This window comes from Bacillus sp. B4EP4a (assembly GCF_006680105.1).
In the GTDB taxonomy this organism is placed as follows: domain Bacteria; phylum Bacillota; class Bacilli; order Bacillales; family DSM-1321; genus Peribacillus; species Peribacillus simplex_E.
The window spans coordinates 35,965-57,619 of the sequence record NZ_VHIK01000041.1; the positions used below are offsets into that span (position 1 = coordinate 35,965).

Below are 21,655 nucleotides of genomic sequence, written 5' to 3' on the forward strand. Positions count from 1 at the left end.
ACGAGATGAATGATGCGACAAACGATCATGCTGGCTAAGTTCTGATATTACGAAGAAAACTCATCCAAACGTTCCATTCAAATGAGCCAAACACCTTTTAGCAGCCAATAGCGGAGCCGTTAGGACAGGGACAGAGGGATTAACCTGCTTTGCGATATGTTCCATACTATATTGTGAAAGCAAAATCACTTCTGTCTTTCCATCCAATTGTTCCACCATCTTTTTAACCCGATCGTCATGTTCCTTTCTTTTTCCTTGTGATAATAAATGGATGATCCCGGGATCCACCAATGATTCGATCATACAGTCAGGATTCTTATTTAATAAGTAATTTTGAAGGGCGATTGGCGTTTCTTTTACGGTTGAAACCAGGCCGATGCTAGCATAACGAAGCGCTTCATCAAGCATGGCCTCATCTGAACGAAATAACTTTACAGGGTATAGAGGTTGTAAGATTGAAGTGATGTCATTAAAAGCAGAGCAAGTAAGTTGGATGCATGAAACATCAGATTCATAGGCTATATTCACTAATGCAGAAAAGCGGCGGATGATTTCCGGAGTCAACTTGCCGCTCTTTTCCATCAAGGCGAGAAGACCCGTGTCCATGAAATGAAGTAGTTCAATGTTTGGAGCAACAGTCTGAAAGGCCACTTCAATTGGGCGTAGTGCAGTTGTGGTTGCGTGAATCAGTGCGATTTTCAAAAAAAAACCTCCTTTTCCTTTCTTCATTATATCTAGCAGAATCATAAAATGCCATTATATTACATACAAATAGTTCTTCTCCAATTTACTATTAAGAAAGGAAGTGAGAGGCATGGAGAAAGAAGCCTTGGACGACCTTAGGCAGGTAATTCCAGATGACAGAATGTTCCTTGATTTGGCAGAAAGGTATTGTTATAGCTATGACGCTTCTTTTGGGGAATATTTACCTGAAATCGTTATACAGCCAAAAAATGCGAAGGAAATCAGTGAAGTGATTAAATTGGCCAATACTCACAAAATACCTGTTTACCCTAGAGGATCTGGAACTTCGCTAAGTGGAGGCCCATTACCTGTTAAAGGGGGGATGGTTCTTGATATGACCCTTTTACGGGATAAATTGATCATTGATCGGGAAAATATGCTTGCCATTGTCTCACCAGGTGTGATTACGGCAAATATCCATAAAAAGGCTGAAGAAGCCGGCTTGTTCTATCCACCGGATCCAAGCAGTTCCAATGTTGCCACTATAGGCGGGAATCTATTAGAAAACTCCAGCGGCCCAAAGGGATTGAAATACGGAACGACAAAAGAATATGTGATAGGCCTGGAGGTGGTCACCCCGACGGGAGAAATCATTCGTACTGGCGGAAAGACCGTAAAAAATGTAACAGGTTATGATTTGACCCGATTGATCGTAGGATCGGAAGGTACCCTGGGCATCGTTACTGAGGCAATCATCCGCTTAATACCAAAACCTCAATCTAAACAAACTTTTGTCGCCCACTTCAATCATTTGATAGACTCTGGCCATGCCATTACCAGCATTTTATCGTCAGGGATTCTACCATCTGCCCTGGAACTGATGGATAACGCGTGTATCCGTGCTGTCGAAAGCTATCGGCCTTCAGGATTACCTCTACAGGCAGAAGCCATTCTGATCATAGAAATAGATGGTCACCCATTGGCGATTGAGGAAGAAATCAATAAATGCGCCGATATATGCAAGGCGGAGGGTGCTTCCTACGTCAAGATAGCGGAGACAGAGGAAGAACGCCAAACTATTTGGAGTGCGCGTAAATCTGTTTCCCCGGCCATTACACAAATGGGTCCTACAAAAATTTCTGAAGACGCGACCGTTCCACGCAGTCAAATACCGGCGATGATGGAGAGATTAAACACTATACGGGAGAAATACGGGTTGAACTTGGTTGTATTCGGTCATGCAGGGGATGGCAATTTACATCCGAACATCATTACCGATAAACGAAATATTACGGAAATGAAAAAAGTGGAGCTTGCAGTCAGTGAAATTTTTGAAGCCGCAATCGAACTAGGCGGAACACTTTCCGGGGAACATGGTATCGGTACTTTAAAGTCACCTTATATGGAAATGGAATTAGGAATAACAGGGGTGAATATGATGAAAAAAATTAAAGAAGCATGGGATCCCAATAATATCCTGAATCCAGGAAAGATTTTTCCTGATAAAGGCCAGACAAGGGTCGTGTTGGTTACATGAATCTATCCGTCAAACCGAACGAGACAAATTCAGTGGCCAATAATTTATATTCAGATGCCTATGATTGGACAAACCAATGCGTAAAATGCGGTTACTGTTTACCAGCTTGTCCTACATATGAATCAATGGGAGTGGAATCTGCCTCTCCACGCGGTCGAATCAATCTAGTGAAAATGGCAGCCGAAGGGAAAATAGATTTCCAAAAAGATTTAGCTGAACCGATCGACCTATGTTTAGGCTGCCGTGCTTGTGAAACCGCATGTCCTGTCGGTGTGCCATACGGACATATACTGGAAGCGGCAAAAGAAGCCATTGAAAACTCCCCGTCAGCTAACCAAAAAAACAAAATGAACAAGATCAAAAAACTGGCATTGGTTCATCTTTTTCCATATCCAAAACGGATGAACAAGATTGGTAGTGCAGTACAGTTCTATCAAAAAACAGGATTATCCAAGCTTTTCCGTTCATCGAATGTACTGCAAAAGGTTTCCCCAGCCCTTGCACATTTAGAACAAGCACTTCCAGCCATCGAGACGTCCTCCAAACGAATCCGGACAGGTACGATAATGCCGGCAAAAGGGGAAACGAAATTAAAAGTGGCATTTTTTGCTGGGTGTATCATGGATTCCATGATGTCACGAATAAATCGTCTTACCATTGAGCTGCTCACCTTAGCAGGTTGTGAGGTCATTCTCCCTGAAAATCAGAATTGCTGCGGTGCACTGCATTCCCATCAAGGTGAAACAAAACAAGCGAAAGTATTGGCAAAGAGGAATATCCAAGCCTTCATGCAATCAGATGCTGATGTAATTGTAAATAACGCAGGAGGCTGCGGCGCTTCGCTTCTTGAATATGGACATTTATTGGCAGATGATCACGAATGGGCTGGGGCGGCAAGGGCTTTCTCGGAAAAATCAAAAGACATCAGTCAAATTCTTCATCAATTAGGGCCACTCCCCTTTACTGAAGAATGGCAAGGCATCGTTTCCTATCAAGATTCATGTCATTTACGCAATGTTCAAAAGGTCCAAAAGGAGCCTCGTTTATTATTGCAATCCATACCAGGTGTTTCCTATGTGGAAATGGAAGGGTTTGACCGTTGCTGTGCATCTGGAGGCATTTACAATCTTCTTCACTTTGATGAATCCATGAAGATATTGGATGAAAAAATGAAGAACCTAAAAGATACAAAAGCCACTACAGTAGTGACCGTTAACCCGGGCTGCCAAATGCAAATGAGTATTGGCATTCAAAGGGAGGGGGCAGCAAACCAAATCAAAAGTATGCATCTTGTTGAAATACTTGCCAAGGCATGCGGCTTGGATTGACAAAAAGGATATTAAAACTTCATAAGACATTACTCGTCAGCATTTTCGCACTTATGGGGAAATGCTGACGTTTTATTTTTCAATTAATTAATGACCATGTTAGGGAACTTAATGAATGAGGAAAAACTCTTTGTAGATTAATAATGCAGTGCCATTTGTACGGATGAAAGATTGATTATATGCAACTTACAGTGCAGGTTAGTATACAGTATGTTAATTGCATGTATATACATATGAAAAAAACCGTTCAATTTTCTGAACGGATAGAATCAAATTAGATGTGTAAGTAAATGAACTTAAATTCCTGTTTTTATGCCAAAACCTATTAAAATTAAGCCAGTTGATTTTTGGAATGCTTTCTGGAATTTAGAGTTGTTCATCCATTTTTTTGCGTAATCAATTAGAAAAACAAGAAAAAGAAACCACAATACCGCAAGTAAGGTTAAGATGAAGGCTAATATAATCAATTGCTGGTTTACATTTCCGTTCAAATTGATAAATTGAGGCATGATTGTTATATAAACTAAAACGGTCTTTGGATTAAGAATATTATTAAGTAATGCTTGCATAAAGGAATCTTTATTATGCCGGCTTGAATACTTCGTAGGTGTATTTGCTTGTGCTTGAATTTCTTTTAAGGAAAAAACGCTTTTAGAAAAAAAACTTTTTATCCCTAAATAAATTAAGTAGGCGGCTCCCAAATATTTGATTGTACTGAACAGAATCACAGACTTTGCGATGACAACAGATAGTCCAAGAATGGCAATAAGCGTCCAAAAAGAAAGTCCGGTTGCCATTCCGAGAACGGTATAACGTCCGGCTTTTGGACCATAGCTAAGCGTGTTTTTCACTAAGAGCATTGTATCTGCTCCAGGTATAATAACCATCATTGCAACTATTGATATGTATGTAAGTAAGCTATCCATACTATTTCTCCCTTCCCTTTAATAGTGGTTACTAAAGTAACTACTTATGTAAGTATATTAGATGAAAATGGAAATCGTCAACAGATTTTGCTAAAATATTAGTTACAAAGGTAGCAACTACGGTTGTGTGGAGGGTTTATGAAAGAAAACATTTTAGACACATTAAAAAATCTAAATTTTACCGAATATGAAGCGAAAGCATATCTTGCCTTATTGGAAGAATCGCCATTAACAGGCTATGCAGTTGCAAAAAACTCCGGTGTACCACGTTCAAGAATATATGAAATACTGGACAGTCTCGCAATAAGAGGAGATATTCTGGTTAGTCCTGGAAACACACCACAGTATACTCCCGTTCCTGCAAGGGAGCTAATAAAAAACCGACGCATGAAAGCAGAAGAAAATTTTGAACTGGCAGAAAAATCATTAGCGGAGTTTGAACGTTCTGCAAATGATCGTGAAAACATCTGGAATATTATGGGGCGCAATAAAATACTCGATAAGGTAAAAGCTTGTATATTATCTGCTAAAAAAAGAATACTCTTAGAGATTTGGGAAGACGAATTCGAAGAATTAGAGTCTGAACTAAGACAGGCCGCAAATGAAGGAGTCAATGTAACAATTATTGCCTATGGGGAAATCGTCTGTGATTTTGCTAATGTTTACCTCCATTATATGGGGCATGAAATTACAGAAGAGTATGGTGGACGATGGCTTGTTATTAGTGGAGATGATTCAGAAGTAGTAGCAGGTATTGTCTCGCTTGGTAAAGATAGCCGTGCAGCATGGACCATGCATGTAGGTTTGGTAATGCCCATTACAGAAGTCATGATTCATGATTTGTATCTCATGGAAATCATGGAGAAACATAGAGAACTTTTAGAAGAAAGCTTTGGTGTAAACCTCGCTAATTTACGTAAAAAATTTTCTATCCATCCAGATTATAAAAAACATTACGTGGACTAGATTTGTGCTATTATTGTCTGTTTTTACAACATAATAAGAAAAGCTTACTTCATAGTCAACAATAGGGGCATGAATCCATGCAGAATTTATGCCCTTTAAAGATGAAGTTACTTATTGAGCATAGGTGCAGGTAAGTTTTTAGAAGCAAAGCATCGCCCCCGGCACCCGACTGATTGAAGATACAGCAGATGATTAAGAAATATAACTATATTAAAATATGGAAACGGGTATAATGAAGAATGGAATAAACCATTCTTGGTAATGGGATTATTGTAGTATCGGATTAACATTTTGATATCCGGATTACATAAAGACAGAAGGAGAAATGATTCATTTGAATAATAAAGAAACAAAAGGTATCGAGTTACCTGCCAACTATGAGGAATTAAAAAAATCTGCCAATCGCAAATCTAATTGGAGAGAACGTTTAGATGCGATCGAAGAGTTAGGTCAGTCAAAAAATAAACAAGTAATCGATATTCTCACACATATCATGAATAGTGATTCTGTATATAAAGTTCAAGAGGCTGCATACCGTCAACTGAAAAGATTAGGCGAAGATGTCCAATTGCCACCAAGGAAAAAGGGCGAATTGGTTAAAGGATTAACCAAAATCTTAGTAAGGATCAAGAAGAGTTTACCAGAAAATCACTCATATACTGAATTCAAAGAGAAACTTCAGAAAATGAGAATGGATATATATGATACCTATGAGGGTGAAAAAGGGGCAGATTTTGATAATTGGTTAGAAAATACTTGGTCTGCTTTATCGAAAAGATAAAATTTATTCAAAAGGAAAACAAATAAGATTGGATGCAGGAGCAAAATTTTTGCTCCTTTTTGTTTACCAATAAACTAGGAATACATTTATATCCCTCCCCTTTTTTTTAACCATCGAATGCGACACTCTCTTGCATACAAGGATTAAATGACTGTGAACCTCTAAAGCACAATTCAAGAAAAACCACATTTCCCATGTGTTCAGCCCGCACTAGAATAATTCTATTTCTATATAAACACATTTTTTTTATAAATCAACATAATGATATTAATAGAATGAATGAACTCATAGAAGACCAGGGGGAAGACAAGTGAATCAAATGTATACTATCCTTGAAGAAATTCAATCGACATCCATGGAGTGTGTATTGGCTACCATCATTCATGTAGAAGGTTCAGCATACTTGCGTGAAGGTACCTCCATGCTTATAAAAAAAGATGGTACTTCTTTAGGCGTTATTAGTGTTGGGTGTATCGAGGAAGATCTTATTCTTCATTCTTGCAGAGTGTTTGAAAGGAAAAATACAGAGACCTTTGTTTATCACATGGAAAGTGATGAAGATCTAGAATGGGGAATTGGAACAGGTTGTAACGGAACTATATATATATTACTGGAGTATGTGGACCATAAATTAAAAGAAAATCTTTCATATGTCTTGGCTTCCATTAAAGAAGCTAAGGTAATCGTCCATCAAATTGAGTTAGATGATGAGTGGAACTTATTGGGGTCTTCTTTCCGGCCAGAGGATGAGAATAATAATGAACCCAAAGATAATGATGTTAGCTTTATTTATATGCAAAAGTTTATACCTAAACCGCGTTTAATCATTTTTGGAGCTGGATGTGATGTATATCCAGTTGTCACTATGGCTACCTCAATAGGGTTTTTAGTTACTGTTTGCGATTGGAGGTCCGAGCTTTGTAACGAAAATAATATACCCGACGCAGTTAGCCATATTATAGGATTCCCAACTGAAATTATGGAACAATTATCTTTTAAAAAAGATGATTATGTTATCATCATGACTCATAACTTTCAGAGAGATAAAGAAATACTTTCACTAATGATGAATCAGTCATTATCCTATATAGGCATTTTAGGTTCCAAAAAACGTACAGCCAGTTTATTTGACACGAAAACCCCTAATAATATACACTCACCGATCGGTTTATCAATTGGAGCTAAGGGCCCTTTCGAGATTGCAGTTAGCATTATAGCCGAATTAATTCAGCATAAAAGAATGAAGGGACATCCCGAATGAAAATAACTGGGGTATACCTGGCCGCTGGAAATAGTTATCGAATGGGTATAAATAAATTAGCATTGCCATTAGGAAATAAAGAAATGGGAAGATGGGGATTAGAAAAAGCGGTTCTATCTGAACTTAACGATATTATCATTATTTCAAATCATTTAAACCACCTAGATTTATCAGGTTTTTGTTCTGAAAAAATAATTACGGTCGAAATTAAAGAACCTGAAGCAGGTCAATCCCATTCACTCCAAACAGGTATACGATCAGCAAACAACATACATTCGGACGCCGTAGTAATTTTACTTGCTGATCAGCCCTTTATAACAACAAATATGATAAACAAACTCATCGAAATATACAAAAGAAACCCTAATTACTCCTTTGTTGCCTCTAGTTTTTATGGTTGTATACGACCTCCCATACTTATTGACAAAGATCTCTTTTCCGACATTCACCTTTTACGAGGAGACCGAGGCGCAAGACAGATTCTAATGGCGAAGAGAGAAAAGGGGATACTTGTTCCTTTTTATGTGAAAAAATGGTTTGTTGATATTGATAATATGAAAGAATATCTTTTTTGGAAAAACAAAATAGATAACAATTAAATAACAATTAAATAAGAATAATAATGAAAATGAGGAGACTATATGGATATTATCGGAAAAGGGGTAACTCGAAAAGATGCCTGGGAAAAGGTGACTGGGCAGGCGATTTACACAGGAGACCGCGAAGAAGTAAAAATTCTCCATGTTAAAAAGGTAATTAGTCCTTATGCACATGCCCTTATTAAAAATATTAATCTAACCAAAGCTGAAAAAGTTCCAGGCGTTCGTGCAATCATAACAGGTGGGAATTTACCACTAACAGGAGAAGAAATCAGGGATCGGTACCCCATAGCTCAAGATAAAGTCCGCTATCATGGAGAAGTAGTAGCACTTGTTGTTGCTGATACAATGAAACAAGCAGAGATTGCAGCTGACAATATTCAAGTTATCTATGAACCTATAGCCGTTGTCAATTCACCAACGGAAGCCTTAAATCCCAATTCCCCTCTACTCCACCCAGATTTAGACACCTATAAAAAAATATCCGAGGTATTTCCCGAGCCAGGCACAAATATAGCAAATCGAACCAAAATCAGAAAAGGTGACAGAAAAACAGGTTGGCAAGAGAGCGAAATCATTATTGAGGAAAAGTTTTCTTTTTCCCCCTCCGACCATGCAGCCATGGAAACAAGATGTTCTTTAGCGGAAATTCACTCAGATGATAAGATCATTATCACTTCTTCTTCTCAAGCTCCCTTCATGATCAAGCGTTTGATAAGTGATTACTTTGATGTTGAAATTGGAAACGTCATAGTAAACACTCCACTTGTTGGAGGGGCATTCGGTGGTAAAGCCTCGGTCCAACTTGAACTATTAGCTTATATCGCGTCAAAGGCCGTTAATGGCAGGCTAGTAAAAGTTGAAAATAGTCGTGAAGAGGATATTTTGACATCACCTTGTCATATTGGATTAGATGCTACCATTAAATTAGGTTGTACACAATCTGGTTTGCTAAAGGTCGCAGAGCTGACGTATTTATGGGACGGGGGAGCATATGCCGACAAAGCTACAGATCTAAGCCGTGCTGGAGCTGTAGATTGCACCGGACCTTACAATATAGAAAATATTTGGTGTGACTCTCTCTGTATGTATACAAATCATCCATATGCCTCGCCTTATCGAGGTTTCGCCCATTCAGAAGTTCTGTTTGCTTTTGAGCGGACTATGGATTCTCTTTCAAAAAAGCTTGGAATGGATCCACTTGAACTTCGTGAAATGAATGCGATACTGCCAGGGAACTCCACCCCAACACAAGTTAAATTGAATTCAAGCACGGTAGGTAATCTTCCTAAATGCATACAAGTGCTTAAGAAAAAAATGAATTGGGAAGAGGGCCAGTTAGTTAAAATAAACGACAAGATAATAAGGGCAAAAGGGATCGCTTGTATATGGAAAACTTCAACGATCGATACCAACGCTGGATCTGGTGTCATTTTAACCTTTAACCCTGATGGCAGTGTAAACCTTATTTCAGGACTAGTAGAAATTGGTACAGGAACGAAAACGATATTAGCACAGATTGTATCAGATAAATTAAAGGTCTCAATTGATCGTGTAAACGTTCAGATGAAGGTAAATACACAAAATACTCCAGAACATTGGAAAACGGTAGCAAGCCGTGGAACATTAATGGCAGGAAGGGCTGCGATTCAAGCTGTGGAAGATGCTCTTTTACAAATAAAGAAACTTGCTTCTTGTGTATTACGAGCTCCAATTGAAGACGTCGTCCTTGGCCAGGAAAGGGTCTTTATGAAAGGGGAACCGAATATAGAAATTCCTTTCAAACGGCTAGTGTATGGGTATACATATCCTGACGGAAGCACAATTGGAGGACAAATCATCGGTAGAGGGCAATATACCATACCACATATAACAAATTTAGATCCCAATACAGGTGCGGGCAGACCAGGTCCTGAATGGACTGTTGGCGCACAAGGGGTAGAAGTAGAGTATGACATAAATGAATATACTTACAAGATAGTAAGGGCAATATCTGTCATTGATGCAGGAAAGGTTCTGAATCAAAAAACTGCAGAAGGACAAATAATGGGTGCAATGAGCATGGGCATAGCATTTGGTGGGCGTGAAACATTCTATTTCGATCACCTTGGCAGAGTATTAAACCCTCAACTCAGAACCTATAGACCGTTAAGATATGGAGAAAACCCTGAATATATCTGTGAATTTGTAGAAACACCACACTTAGATGCCCCATATGGCGCAAGGGGCCTTGGAGAACATGGGCTTCTTGGTATGCCAGCTGCTTTAGGTAACAGTTTATCTTTGGCTGCTGGGATTCCTTTGAACCAGTTGCCATTACTTCCTGAACTCATTTGGAGGGGGAAGAGAGGGAGAAGAGCGTAATGTTACCTTATAATTTTGATTATTATAAACCTCAATCGATAAAAGAGGCGATTGAACTTTATCAACTATTAAAATTTCAAGAAAAAAAACCTATGTATTATGGTGGAGGGACTGAAGTTTTAACATTAGGACGTTTAAATTTTATATACACCGATGCGATTATTGATTTAAAAGGGATTCCCGAATGTAATGCATTCGGGTTTCAACACCAAGAACTGATCATTGGCTCAACATTGAGTTTACGCGCAATCGAAGAAAATAGGCTGTTTCCGCTATTAGCGGATACTTCAAAAGAAGTTGCTGATTATACATCAAGAAATAAAATCACTATAGGTGGAAACATATGTGGTCAAATTTTTTATAGAGAGTCAGTTCTTCCATTTTTATTATCAGATAGTACTGTCATTATTGAAGGACCAAAAGGAACGAGGAAAGAATTTATTAATGAAATTTTCCAAAAAGAGCTACGACTTGACGAAGGGGAATTTCTCGTACAAATTGTAACAGAAAAAGATTATCTGAAAGCTAAACACATTAGTGTAAAGAAAAGGCAGCAATGGAAAACGGGATATCCGCTTTTAACAGTTGCCTCATTAAAAAAAGAAGGATTTATTCGATTTGCATTCAGCGGGATATGCCCATATCCTTTTCGGTCAATTCAAATGGAAAACAAACTAAATGATAAGAGTTTATCTTTTAAAGATCGAATTTTAACCTCTTTTGAGTTTTTACCAACTCCTGTTTTAAACGATATAGAAGGATCCAATGAATATAGATTATTTGTTTTAGAAAATACCCTTTCATACATTTTGTCATATATAGGTGGTGAGGAACATGAATAGCCATTCGGCGGATCGAAAAATTACCATTCAATTAGAAATAAATAAAGAACGTTATGAGAGGGATATATTGGCATCAGATATATTGCTAGATGTTCTCCGAGACAAAATTGGACTTACAGGAGCTAAACCTGGATGTTTAAATGGAGATTGCGGCGCTTGTACGGTTATAATGAATAAACAGCCAATGAAATCCTGTTTAATGTTAGCCATTGAAGCCATTGATTCAGAAATCCTTACAATAGAGGGCCTCAAGAATACCCCGATTCAGAGAGCATTTGTGGAACATTTTGCTTTTCAATGTGGGTATTGTACATCAGGATTTATAATGATTTGCCAGGCTTTACTCCTTAATGACAGGAACCCAAGTCCTGAAAAAATTGAAACATGGCTTTCTTCGAATATTTGTCGATGTACCGGATATAAAGAAATTGAAAAAGCAATATATTCAGTAATAGAACTTTTAAATATAAAAAATCAAACAAATCAGTGACGTTTGCCCGTTTATATGAATAAAATGCCTACATGGGGAGTGGTGATATTGATTGAAACCTGTGTAGATAATTCAGAAAAAAAAGTAATTCACTCCTTTCAGCGTAATCTCGAAATTACAACAGCCATCCTATTATTAACTGGACAAATCACAATCATTGGCGTTTTTGTAAGAGCAGGCAGATTTAGTCTCTCATTAGGTGGGCCTCTTTTTGGGGGCCATCGTTTAGAAGGGAAGGACCACTCGCAAGTGGGAAATCTTTTTATCGATATATTGGACATCATTATAGCTATATTATTAATCAATGATGCCATACATGTGACTGGAATATTTATTTCGTCAGGTGATTTCTCAATTAATGTTTCCGGTCCTATTTTTGGTTATCCTGAAGTTGTTCCGGCATTGCCAATTGAAGATTATAATTTTTTTAATACGATTGTAAAGAAGCACTATAATGTACCACCAGAATTATTAACTACATTAAAAGGGAATGAGTAAAAATGTCATTAACAGATATTCCTACAATTAAAAGTTCGAGAAACAATGCCTTTCTAATAGCCATTCCCATTATCATCTTCATATTTTTTTTCACTCAGCAAAAGTCCACAGATGTCTAAATTACAATAAAGGAACCTACCTAAAACCTAGAAAAGATTGGGTTAGAAACTTTGAATCATTTACGGATTCAAATGAACTAGATGAAACACCCGTAATGATTAGATCATGCATTATAGAGCGGAAGTACAATTTAAGTGGATTGATCAATTAACTTTGATACCTTTAGAGTAATAAAGGTTTTAATCATTTCAGAGGTAAGGCCTTTTTGTGGCTTTACCTTTTTTTGTTGTGCTGTTTGATGTTATATAGGGTAGAGATGGAAGCGAATAAATTTCGGACAAAGAATTGAAGGAGTCCATATCCACGATAAATCCATTTTTGAATAAACTTTGGATAAAAATCTAAAAACACAAGCATTAAATAGCAAACTAACATAGAAATGAGAGAGGGAATTTGATAGTAATTCCATTTAAACTCTCTATATGGTTATTTTATCCATAGTCTATTCTAAAGAAATCCCCATTCTAGCCAGGAACTATCACCTGGCTTAATGCTAATAAGGTTTCAAAATACTTTATACAGGAGGTAGATAAAAGTGGAAAAGAAAAAAATGATAATAAATGGAAAGATGGTATCTTATATCGAGAAAGGCAATGTTAATGATCCCCCAGTTCTTTTATTGCACGGGGTACCTGAGTCCAGCCTTTTGTGGAAGGAAATGATTCCATGCATTGTGTCTTGTGGATTTAGAACCATTGCACCGGACCTCCCTGGATTCGGCCAAAGTGAACAGTTTGATGAATCCTCAACATGGGAAAGATATGAACAGTTTGTATCGGATTTTACAAGGGAACTAAAACTAGATAAATTCCACCTTATTGTACATGACTGGGGCGGACTTATTGGACTGAAATGGGCATGTGATCATCCAGAGAGAATACTAAGTCTCTTTGTTTCAAATACAACCATATCAGTAGATTATAAGTGGCACTCACTTGCTCAGATTTGGAGAACACCATATGCCGGGGAGAAAATAATGAAGCGCATGTCAGATGATCCCCAAGCTCAAACTGAATTGAAGAAAACGATTCCGAGCATAGTTGACGAAATTCTGGAAGACTTCTTTCGTGTCTTTAGAACACCCGAATCTTGTAAAGTCATCTTAGATCTATACCGTTCCGGAAATATAGAAAAGGTAAAATCGTACAATCAAAAACTAAATCAGATCAAAATACCTGTCACAATAATTTGGGGAGAGATGGATCCTTATATACCTTTTGAATTTGCCTACAAGCTCCAGAAAGAAGGATTCCCACATGCACAGGTTCACATTATTCAAAATGCCGGGCATTTTATCCAAATCGAAGTGCCTGATAAAGTGAATTCTTATATCCAACAGCATTTTAAAAACGTGTAAACCTTTTATAAGATAATAGAAGGGGAGAAGTGGATGAAACGTCAGCTTTCCCCTTTTCGATTAATGTTAACAAAACTTTATTGATAATCTTATTGTATTATTAAAAAGAGTACCTATAAAATAGAGAAATAGAAAGCCCTAAAGCAGTGAGTCTTTGGACAAAACGCTGCAAGTAGTTGAGTATGACCAATTCTAATATGTTGAGAGATTATAATATAAAAAGGCTTTGTTCATTATCAGGAGCTGATTTGCAGCTCTTTTTCTGTTGCAACTATGGGGTAAGAATAGTTTAAGAAAAAATTATTATACATAAATTATATAATTTGAGGAGCGTGCGGATGAAAACCGATAATTTTGATTATATTGAACTTTGGAAACAGGCAATGGCAGATCATACAGGGAAGATACCTAACAGGCTAAAAGATGATGCAGCAGAAGAAGCTTTTTGGTCTTCCAAGGTGGCAGAGAAAAAACAACATAAAGCGGATCCTTATGCAAAACATGTGCAGCAAGAGTTATTGGCATTATTAAAACAGGATGATCATGTTTTGGAAATCGGCCCTGGATGGGGCAATTATACATTCGATATTGCAAAAGAAGTCAGGAAGCTAACTTGTATAGATAGTTCCAAAAGCATTATCAGTTTTTTGGAATCCCAGGCGAACGAAAAAGATTTCGAAAACATGGAATTGATTCATGATAAGTGGGAAAGTGATACTAAAAGAGACAGATATGATGTAGTATTTGGTTTTAATTGTTATTACCGTATGACAGAAATCGGTCAAACCTTATTAAAAATGAATGATTCTGCAGCCCGGTTAGTGATTGTAGGTATGACAACCGGCCCAGAAAAACCTCATTATATGGAGTTGAAGCAACGAGGATATACGATCAATTTAAGAAAGCGGGATTACATACACATCTTGAATGTTTTGTATCAACTTGGAATACTGGCGGACTGTAAGATCGTTAAATTGAAAAGTAAAAAAATCTATTCCACCTATGAAGAAATGATTCGCGATAATACAACAAAAATTCTCGATGAACATTTTTCCTATGATGAAGTAAAAACGATCCTTAATAAATATGTGGTGGAAAAAGAAGGAGTTTTCGAATACGAATATCCGTTTCATGCCGCTTTGATGTATTGGAATCCGAAGGGTAATTGAATATCTTGGTACCTTTTTCTCTGAATACTTTTCCCTCTTTTTGAGGAACTTCAGGAAAAAGGTATTTTTTCTGAAGGATATTCGCAAAATAATATTAACAAGGCTACAAACAATGATGGGAAAACGGAGTGTGAATGATACATGAAAGAAATAACCGAAAAGAGATTTTGTGAAACTTGTAAAAAAGAGACAGTACATACAGTAACTGAAGATGCATTAGAAATAGAATATTCCTGTAATGAGTGCGGTCAGCACCAAGACATTTTCAAGACATTTTTTTAGAAAACATTCGAAACAATTCGAATGGAATTCGCAATCGGAATTTTGCTGCAAGGGAAGAAGTTTGACTAAAGTCGTCTTTCTTTGGTATTTTGACATGACCAACCCTAATGGAATGACTCCCCGAATAAAGGGATACCAGTAGGAGTTCTTTCAACACCGCGCAGATATTCCCACTCCCCAGTTGAATTAGTCAATCTCAATGATGCCGAAGGGGTCTTGAAGATTGCAAAAGGAATCGTATTGGACAATGGAGGGAAAGATTTAAGTTTTATTTAACATATTATTGCGTAAAGAATGAGTTAAGTTTCTTATACCGTTCATACTTTAGAAAATAAATAAAGGTTAGCAGTTTTCCGCTTTCCAAGGGCAAAAGAATAACTTATTAATGATGGGATAATCTCAAATAAAAAGACAGCACTCTGGTTGTGAGTGTTGTCTTTTTGGTTTGAAAAGAAAATGTTTGAATTCTATTATTCTTGGCTTTTACTTTCTCCGTTGACGAGACCATCACGACTGAGTCTTACGCCATGTGGTGGAGCAATTATGAAATCAATTAAAAAATACAGCGGTAAAACTTTCTTATTTCTATTTCAACGGCATGCGATATGTGATATATTGCATATTATATATTGGTATTTCAAGGAGGTAAAGCCGTTGGTGCATTCAAATTCATCACATAAAATTAAACGTACTTCTGTACGTGAAGAAGCATACATGATTTTGCGGGATTGGATTGTGCAGGGAATCCTAACGCCAGGCCAACAATTACGCGACAAAGAATTAGCTGAACAATTGGGAGTAAGCAGAACCCCCATTAGAGAAGCACTTTTAAGGCTTGAGGATGAGGGATTTGTAGAGACCAAGCCTAGTCGTTCAACTATTGTTTCCCCTATTCAATTCGAAGGGGTATTAAACATATATTCCATTGTTTGGACACTGGAAAAGTTGGCTATGGAACAGGCTTTTGATTTTATTGAAGAAAAACACTTAATTGAGATGGAAGCCATCAATCATGAAGTGAAAAAAGCAATCGACGAGGGAAATCAAATAATGGCCGTTCAGAAAGATGATGACTTTCACTCCATTTACATCAATCTTTCTACAAATGATGAATTGAAGCGGATTCTATCAGGACTCAAACAAAAGCTTATACGAATGGAACTGTTTTATTTCAATCAGGTAAGTGATGTTCATCTTTCCATTGATGAGCATGATCAGATCATACAGGCATTAAGAAATGGAAATCTCACTATGGTGCTTAAGGTGATAGAAAAGAATTGGAAAGAAAGTTACTTTAGAATTCAAGCCCATACGAAACGTGTAAAAAGTGGGGAAGAAAAAAATGAGTAATGATACTTTAGTTGCTATATCAACTTCAAGAAATAAAGGAATTGCACTAGTACTGACTGGCGCTGCGTTATGGGGAGTATCAGGAACGGCCGCTCAATATCTATTCCAGCAGCAAGGTTTCAGTCCAGAGTGGCTCACTGTTGTACGCTTGTTGCTTTCTGGGATCATCTTATTGGGGGTCGCGTATAAGAATGAAAGACTGAAAGTTTTTGAGATTTGGAAAACTAAAAAAGATGCGCTTCAAATTATCCTTTTTGCAATTTTGGGAATGCTCGCTGTTCAATACACATATTTTGCAGCAATTGAACATGGCAACGCAGCCACTGCCACAGTCCTTCAATACTTGGCACCGGCCCTGATCACTTGTTATTTAGCCATTCATTCCAAACGTTTTCCAAGCATTACTGTGAGTGTAGCTGTGATCATAGCGATTTTAGGCACTTTTTTGCTTGTGACAGGAGGAAGCATACGTACACTTTCCATTTCCGGGTGGGCAGTATTTTGGGGAATAACATCAGCCTTTGCATTGGCATTCTATACATTGCAGCCTTCTAAACTCCTTTCAAGATGGGGTTCAATGATTGTTGTGGGATGGGGCATGTTGATTGGGGGCATATGCTTTAGCATGATTCATCCTCCATGGGCATTCGAAGGCAGTTGGACGTTACCTTCATTTTCAGCGGTATTATTCATCATCATTTTCGGAACGATCATTGCTTTTTATTTTTATTTGGAAAGTACAAAATTCATCTCTGCTTCAGAGGTAAGTTTATTAGCTTCAGTTGAGCCATTATCCGCAACCTTAATATCCGTTTTCTGGCTGAATGTAACATTCGGTTTTGCCGAGTGGCTCGGCACACTCTGCATTATAAGCACTATTACGATTTTATCAATCGTAAAAAACAAGTAATATCTGTTGTAAACCGGGCAAAATAATGGAATCTCTGCTGTAGAATATAAAGCGATATATAGACTTTAACTTATAAACTACCATGAAGCTCGAACATACATTAAAAAAAGCAATTACACTACATGTGAATTGCTTTTTTTGTATTTTACGAGTTTTACGCAAGCATTTAATCATTCAAAAATACATTGATTTTTAAAAATGCTTTTCTAGCCTGAGCAATTTTTACATATTACGGCTGTTGTCGAGATGGTATTACAATAAACTCATTAACAGTACCATCTTCAGGTTGAATTAAAGCAAAAAAAATCGTTTCCGCAATACGATCTCAAAAGCATCGTATAATTCTTCTATGAAATGTAATTGAGAAGAGTTTACCTTATATCTATATAATGTTGCAGAACCTTTGACGGGAAGAATTTGAGGGGCAGGGGGCGTAAGGAAACAATAATGGCAGGGGGCATTGTTAAATTCCGTTGTGCTTGCTTTAAACAGTTATACATTGCTTTACCGCCAACTGAATTGGCAGAGTGAATAGTGATGCGGTTAGCAAAAAGTTTTTCTTTGACCATCTTTTGAACAAGCATAAAACCATTCCTAGTTTTATTTAATAAATCATGGTCCAAAGAGAGGTGTTCAATATCAAAGTTTTGCAATAGCTCTATACATTCGTCAATAGTCTCGACTAACACATAGCCATCGGGAGCTTTCCGATAGTCATCCAGAAAAACGCTGATTTTCTCCATTTCTTATACTCCTTCCCTTATAGAAGTGTGATTAATAAAAGTCAAAAAACCCCAAGAAAATATGGTTTTATATATTAAGTCTAACACAACAATGTAAGAAGGGGACATTTTCGACGTTAAAGGCTAATATACGACAGCCTTTTTTTATAAATATTCTTTATACTTATCGTTGTGCTTCTTCAGCCACTCCCTTATGAAACTCAGTTGCATGGTTTTTTTAACTAACCTATTGTCTTCGGACAGTTTAGTAACTCCCTCTAAATATTCCTTGTGAAATATGATACAAAACATCCGCTTAAAAGTTAATAATTGTAATAATTAGGGTAAAAGGTAATATCTTACCTAAAAGGAGAAGTGATATGTTACATCCAGAAGAGATTTTCCTTGTACTAAGGGACAAAACGCTGCTGTTGGAGTTAAAGGAACAAATAAATGACTATCATATTTTCTACTTATCAATGATTGATGATCAGCTTTCATTGATTGATAATGCTTTAAAAGAATGTAACGTTGATTCCTGCACTATATCAAAAGGGTAAAACCAACATTCACTGTCTTATATAAAGGGAATCAATTTATTAACTATAAATAACCAGCTTAGCGCCCCTGAGAAAGGCGCTTTTTTATGTCAAATTTAACTTGCTCCTATATTACACCCACTATTTCTTGGCGTCTCATTCTTGAAGTTTCAAGTAATTTAAACATTAGTTCATCATATTTTAGGCACAAATTGCACGTTGTAGTGTCCGTGTATTAATACTATGATAAATGACCTAATCTTATAAAAAACAGCTTACATAGGACCATGTGAAGTAGAACCATTATTATGAATATTAAAATCCTATATATCAATAATAAAAAGGTGTTATTAAACTTTGGAAGGAGATGGTGTTATGAAAAAATTATTGTTGATGGGATTTATTTTTTTATTTCCTCTAAGCATGGTGTCTGGAACAACCAGTGCATACGCTAAACCGCAGGTACAAAGTGTTAGTCAATCTGAGCTAAAGTTCGCAAATGAATTCAGGAAACTTTGGATTGATCATGTTTTGTGGACAAGTAATTACATTACAAGTGCAACAACAGCTGGAGCGGAGGATCAAAAACAGGTATTGGCTAGGCTTCTGAAAAATCAGGAGGATATTGGAAATGCTATAAAGCCAGTATACGGAGAGAAAGCTGGGAACAAACTTACGGATTTGCTTAAGGAGCATATTGTTATTGCGGGAAAGATTGTAGATGCGGCTAAAAGCGGAAATGAAGTCTTGGTGAAACAGCTAAACAAAGAATGGTATAGAAATGCTGATGAAATAGCAGCTTTCCTTAGCGGTGCCAACCCCTATTTGAAAAATGAAGATCTAAAAAATTTGCTTTATATGCATTTGAAATTAGTGACAAATGATTTATCTACAAGCTTAGCAAAAAATTGGAACGGAAGAATCGTTTCAATTGACGAAGGGGTCACACATATAATCTTAATGGCGGATACTATCTCTGCGGGAGTTATAAAGCAGTTTCCGGATAAGTTTTAAAAATAATCTTAAGAATCCTCCAGCATTCTGTTGGAGTTTCTTTCATTTTGAGAGGCAATTGATTATGTTTATATACTAGTTTAATCAAAAGCCGCACGCTGGTTGGGTAACTGCATTATTACACTAAATTGCCTGGTTACTTTAAGTACATTCCTTCACAACCTCTATTATAAAAGAGATTTCTTTAGCATCATGCCAGTACATATAAGGCCAACATCAGAAATGCTTTGATAATGATTTGTTTATGGTATGAGGTATCAGGAAAGCATCTAGATATTAAAGCTACTTCAAGAAAATTTATGGATTAGGAAACCGAACATTCTTTAGCTAAGGAATGTTCGGTTTTAATTTTATTGATGCTCCTACTTTATTTGAACGCTTTAATGACCAACCAAACATCTTAGTAATGTTTGGTTAAACGTTTTTCTTAAACTCTCGAGCAATTCTCATATAAATATGTCACAGTATTCCTTAAAAAATCGCTTAATTTTCAACACTATTTTTAAACATAACCAAAAGAAGAACCCTTTTCGAAAAGAGTAGGGTTTTTTTTTATTTCCAGTTAAAGATTGAAGTCCTCAAGAGCTTCGTCCAATGTATCGGAGAGTAATGGACGGAAGCCGATTGGTTGAAGCTTTTGTAATATCTTCTTGGTAATAGCCACAATGAATTCTTATTCAACTAAAGGGTGCGTTAGCTGAAGATCAGAGCTGTCTTTAAGGCGGCTTTTTCTTATGGCACTAACGGGACAGGTTAGTTGAACAAGCTATGAAGATCCAGCTGAATACTTATGGAAAAAGAAATTTTTGACAGTTATGTGAACTGGTAGGATTAGCGACTAGAAATAAAGAATACCTATTTATCAAAAGGGGGCATCTTTAATGGAAAAAGAAAACTTACTAGCTGTAAAATGTTCGTGCTGCAAAAAGGAATTGGACGCAATAGACTTGGTCATCATCAATGAATCACTTCAGCTGACGCATATTCAATGCCCTGATAAAGGAGAAAAAGCAATTATTGATGTAGGATATTTTAATGCTGTATCCCGAAAATACCTGACCTGTACTCGTGAAGAAGCCCCTATAAGTTTTTAGTGGAGCGTAAGTCCATGGCTTTAAAATCCTTCTACAACTAACAGGTGTGTTAGCTGAAAATGAAAGCTATCTTTAAGTGAGTTTTTTCCTTTTACTATAATTACCTTTTATTTAGATTCAGCATGAAATCGTTCCAGGATTTATTTGCATTGTAATGGGTTACGATATTAGTAATTTATCTATTTTAATTTTTATCATGATGAATTAAAGTTTATATATCCGAAATAATAAAATTAAAGTATACCAATTAATCTGTTTCTTTCACATTTGGTTGTCTGGCTCCTGCAAGACACAATGTATTCTTTAGAGTACAATTATCATATGATAGCAGAATCTTATTCCTTTTAGGACACAACTCCATATTAGTTAAATCCCAAATTTAATAAATCGGAGGTATGAATGTTGAAAGACAAATTTAAAAAATTAATAAATGATCCAAAAGTACAAAAGGCAGTAAAAGAAAAGGTAATTCCTTTGGTGAAAAAAGAAATTGAAAAAAGAAAAACAAATAAAACATAATCCTTATGAAGGACCTAGGCTGCACCGAATGGATTCGAAGTGATTAACTACGAACACACGGATGTTTCCGACATTAGAAAGTTACCATTTGAAGCCAATTAAAATTTAAACACATTAATAACTAACGACTGTCTTAGTTCATTTAGAAGGCCACCAAATTGGTGGTCTTTTGAATGTAAGATTCTTATACAAATCATACATTCAAATTAGAGAAGAAAGTACCCTTATGCAACTAACGGTGCAGGTTAGCATTCCTGTAGTTCGTTAAATATCAGGTTTGAAAAAAATAGAGCCCCTCAGTAA

The 21,655-nt window shown here is 36.7% G+C and carries 21 protein-coding genes; 18 read left to right on the top strand and 3 right to left on the bottom strand.

What is annotated here, in order from left to right; genetic code table 11:
- Positions 1-60 precede the first annotated feature (60 nt).
- Positions 61-702 carry a hypothetical protein gene (locus FNK51_RS20155; RefSeq protein ID WP_141994456.1) on the bottom strand — a complete coding sequence of 214 codons (642 nt, stop codon included), beginning with the start codon at positions 700-702 and terminating at the stop codon, positions 61-63.
- 112 nt (positions 703-814) lie between these two features.
- On the opposite strand from FNK51_RS20155, the gene FNK51_RS20160 reads away from it, so the two are divergent.
- Positions 815-2,221, top strand: a complete 1,407-nt coding sequence (locus FNK51_RS20160) for an FAD-binding oxidoreductase (RefSeq protein ID WP_141994457.1) — start codon at positions 815-817, stop codon at positions 2,219-2,221.
- A 32-nt stretch (positions 2,222-2,253) separates the two neighbouring features.
- A complete protein-coding gene (locus FNK51_RS20165; RefSeq protein ID WP_286178797.1) occupies positions 2,254-3,549 on the top strand; it encodes a (Fe-S)-binding protein in 1,296 nt (431 codons plus the stop codon).
- Positions 3,550-3,845: 296 nt separating this feature from the next.
- On the opposite strand, the gene FNK51_RS20170 is transcribed toward FNK51_RS20165, so the two are convergent.
- Positions 3,846-4,475 carry a homoserine/threonine efflux transporter gene (locus FNK51_RS20170; RefSeq protein ID WP_098372376.1) on the bottom strand — a complete coding sequence of 210 codons (630 nt, stop codon included), beginning with the start codon at positions 4,473-4,475 and terminating at the stop codon, positions 3,846-3,848.
- A gap of 138 nt (positions 4,476-4,613) precedes the next feature.
- Between FNK51_RS20170 and FNK51_RS20175 the strand changes: the two genes are divergently transcribed.
- The 13 genes from FNK51_RS20175 to FNK51_RS20235 all read left to right on the top strand — a co-directional run bounded on the left by FNK51_RS20175 (position 4,614) and on the right by FNK51_RS20235 (position 17,464).
- Positions 4,614-5,441 (top strand): TrmB family transcriptional regulator, encoded by an 828-nt coding sequence (locus FNK51_RS20175; RefSeq protein WP_141994459.1) that lies wholly within the window; start codon positions 4,614-4,616, stop codon positions 5,439-5,441.
- 325 nt (positions 5,442-5,766) lie between these two features.
- Entirely contained in the window at positions 5,767-6,222 is a 456-nt protein-coding gene (locus tag FNK51_RS20180; protein WP_141994460.1) for a HEAT repeat domain-containing protein, read from the top strand.
- Between the two features lie 319 nt (positions 6,223-6,541).
- Positions 6,542-7,483, top strand: coding sequence for an XdhC family protein (locus FNK51_RS20185; RefSeq protein WP_286178799.1), 942 nt, complete (start codon positions 6,542-6,544; stop codon positions 7,481-7,483).
- A complete protein-coding gene (locus FNK51_RS20190; RefSeq protein ID WP_141994462.1) occupies positions 7,480-8,082 on the top strand; it encodes a nucleotidyltransferase family protein in 603 nt (200 codons plus the stop codon). Before FNK51_RS20185 ends, FNK51_RS20190 begins: the two co-directional genes overlap by 4 nt.
- A gap of 42 nt (positions 8,083-8,124) precedes the next feature.
- The gene (locus FNK51_RS20195; RefSeq protein ID WP_141994463.1) at positions 8,125-10,446 is read left to right on the top strand and encodes a xanthine dehydrogenase family protein molybdopterin-binding subunit; all 2,322 of its coding nucleotides are present in this window, start codon (positions 8,125-8,127) and stop codon (positions 10,444-10,446) included.
- Entirely contained in the window at positions 10,446-11,288 is an 843-nt protein-coding gene (locus tag FNK51_RS20200; protein ID WP_141994464.1) for an FAD binding domain-containing protein, read from the top strand. Before FNK51_RS20195 ends, FNK51_RS20200 begins: the two co-directional genes overlap by 1 nt.
- Entirely contained in the window at positions 11,281-11,778 is a 498-nt protein-coding gene (locus FNK51_RS20205) for a (2Fe-2S)-binding protein (protein ID WP_098372369.1), read from the top strand. The genes FNK51_RS20200 and FNK51_RS20205 overlap by 8 nt, the downstream gene beginning before the upstream one ends.
- 42 nt (positions 11,779-11,820) lie before the next feature.
- Entirely contained in the window at positions 11,821-12,276 is a 456-nt protein-coding gene (locus FNK51_RS20210; protein ID WP_397429082.1) for a hypothetical protein, read from the top strand.
- 655 nt (positions 12,277-12,931) lie between these two features.
- Positions 12,932-13,753 (top strand): alpha/beta fold hydrolase, encoded by an 822-nt coding sequence (locus FNK51_RS20215; protein ID WP_098372368.1) that lies wholly within the window; start codon positions 12,932-12,934, stop codon positions 13,751-13,753.
- Between the two features lie 338 nt (positions 13,754-14,091).
- A complete protein-coding gene (locus FNK51_RS20220) occupies positions 14,092-14,922 on the top strand; it encodes a class I SAM-dependent methyltransferase (RefSeq protein WP_141994465.1) in 831 nt (276 codons plus the stop codon).
- Positions 14,923-15,336: 414 nt separating this feature from the next.
- The gene (locus FNK51_RS20225; protein ID WP_286177145.1) at positions 15,337-15,480 is read left to right on the top strand and encodes a hypothetical protein; all 144 of its coding nucleotides are present in this window, start codon (positions 15,337-15,339) and stop codon (positions 15,478-15,480) included.
- A gap of 156 nt (positions 15,481-15,636) precedes the next feature.
- The gene (locus FNK51_RS20230) at positions 15,637-16,554 is read left to right on the top strand and encodes a GntR family transcriptional regulator (RefSeq protein WP_141994466.1); all 918 of its coding nucleotides are present in this window, start codon (positions 15,637-15,639) and stop codon (positions 16,552-16,554) included.
- Positions 16,547-17,464: a DMT family transporter gene (locus FNK51_RS20235; RefSeq protein WP_141994467.1), complete on the top strand. Its 918-nt coding sequence runs from the start codon at positions 16,547-16,549 to the stop codon at positions 17,462-17,464. The genes FNK51_RS20230 and FNK51_RS20235 overlap by 8 nt, the downstream gene beginning before the upstream one ends.
- Before the next feature lie 371 nt (positions 17,465-17,835).
- Here FNK51_RS20235 and FNK51_RS20240 read toward each other — a convergent pair whose 3' ends face one another.
- Positions 17,836-18,207 (bottom strand): cyclic-phosphate processing receiver domain-containing protein, encoded by a 372-nt coding sequence (locus FNK51_RS20240; protein WP_098372364.1) that lies wholly within the window; start codon positions 18,205-18,207, stop codon positions 17,836-17,838.
- Positions 18,208-18,566: 359 nt separating this feature from the next.
- Between FNK51_RS20240 and FNK51_RS20245 the strand changes: the two genes are divergently transcribed.
- From FNK51_RS20245 to FNK51_RS20255, 3 genes are all read left to right on the top strand, one after another.
- Positions 18,567-18,746 (top strand): hypothetical protein, encoded by a 180-nt coding sequence (locus tag FNK51_RS20245; RefSeq protein WP_141994468.1) that lies wholly within the window; start codon positions 18,567-18,569, stop codon positions 18,744-18,746.
- A 354-nt stretch (positions 18,747-19,100) separates the two neighbouring features.
- Positions 19,101-19,739, top strand: coding sequence for a long-chain fatty acid--CoA ligase (locus tag FNK51_RS20250; RefSeq protein WP_141994469.1), 639 nt, complete (start codon positions 19,101-19,103; stop codon positions 19,737-19,739).
- A gap of 881 nt (positions 19,740-20,620) precedes the next feature.
- Complete coding sequence (locus tag FNK51_RS20255) at positions 20,621-20,833, top strand: hypothetical protein (protein WP_098372361.1); 213 nt, start codon at positions 20,621-20,623, stop codon at positions 20,831-20,833.
- Positions 20,834-21,655 lie beyond the last annotated feature (822 nt).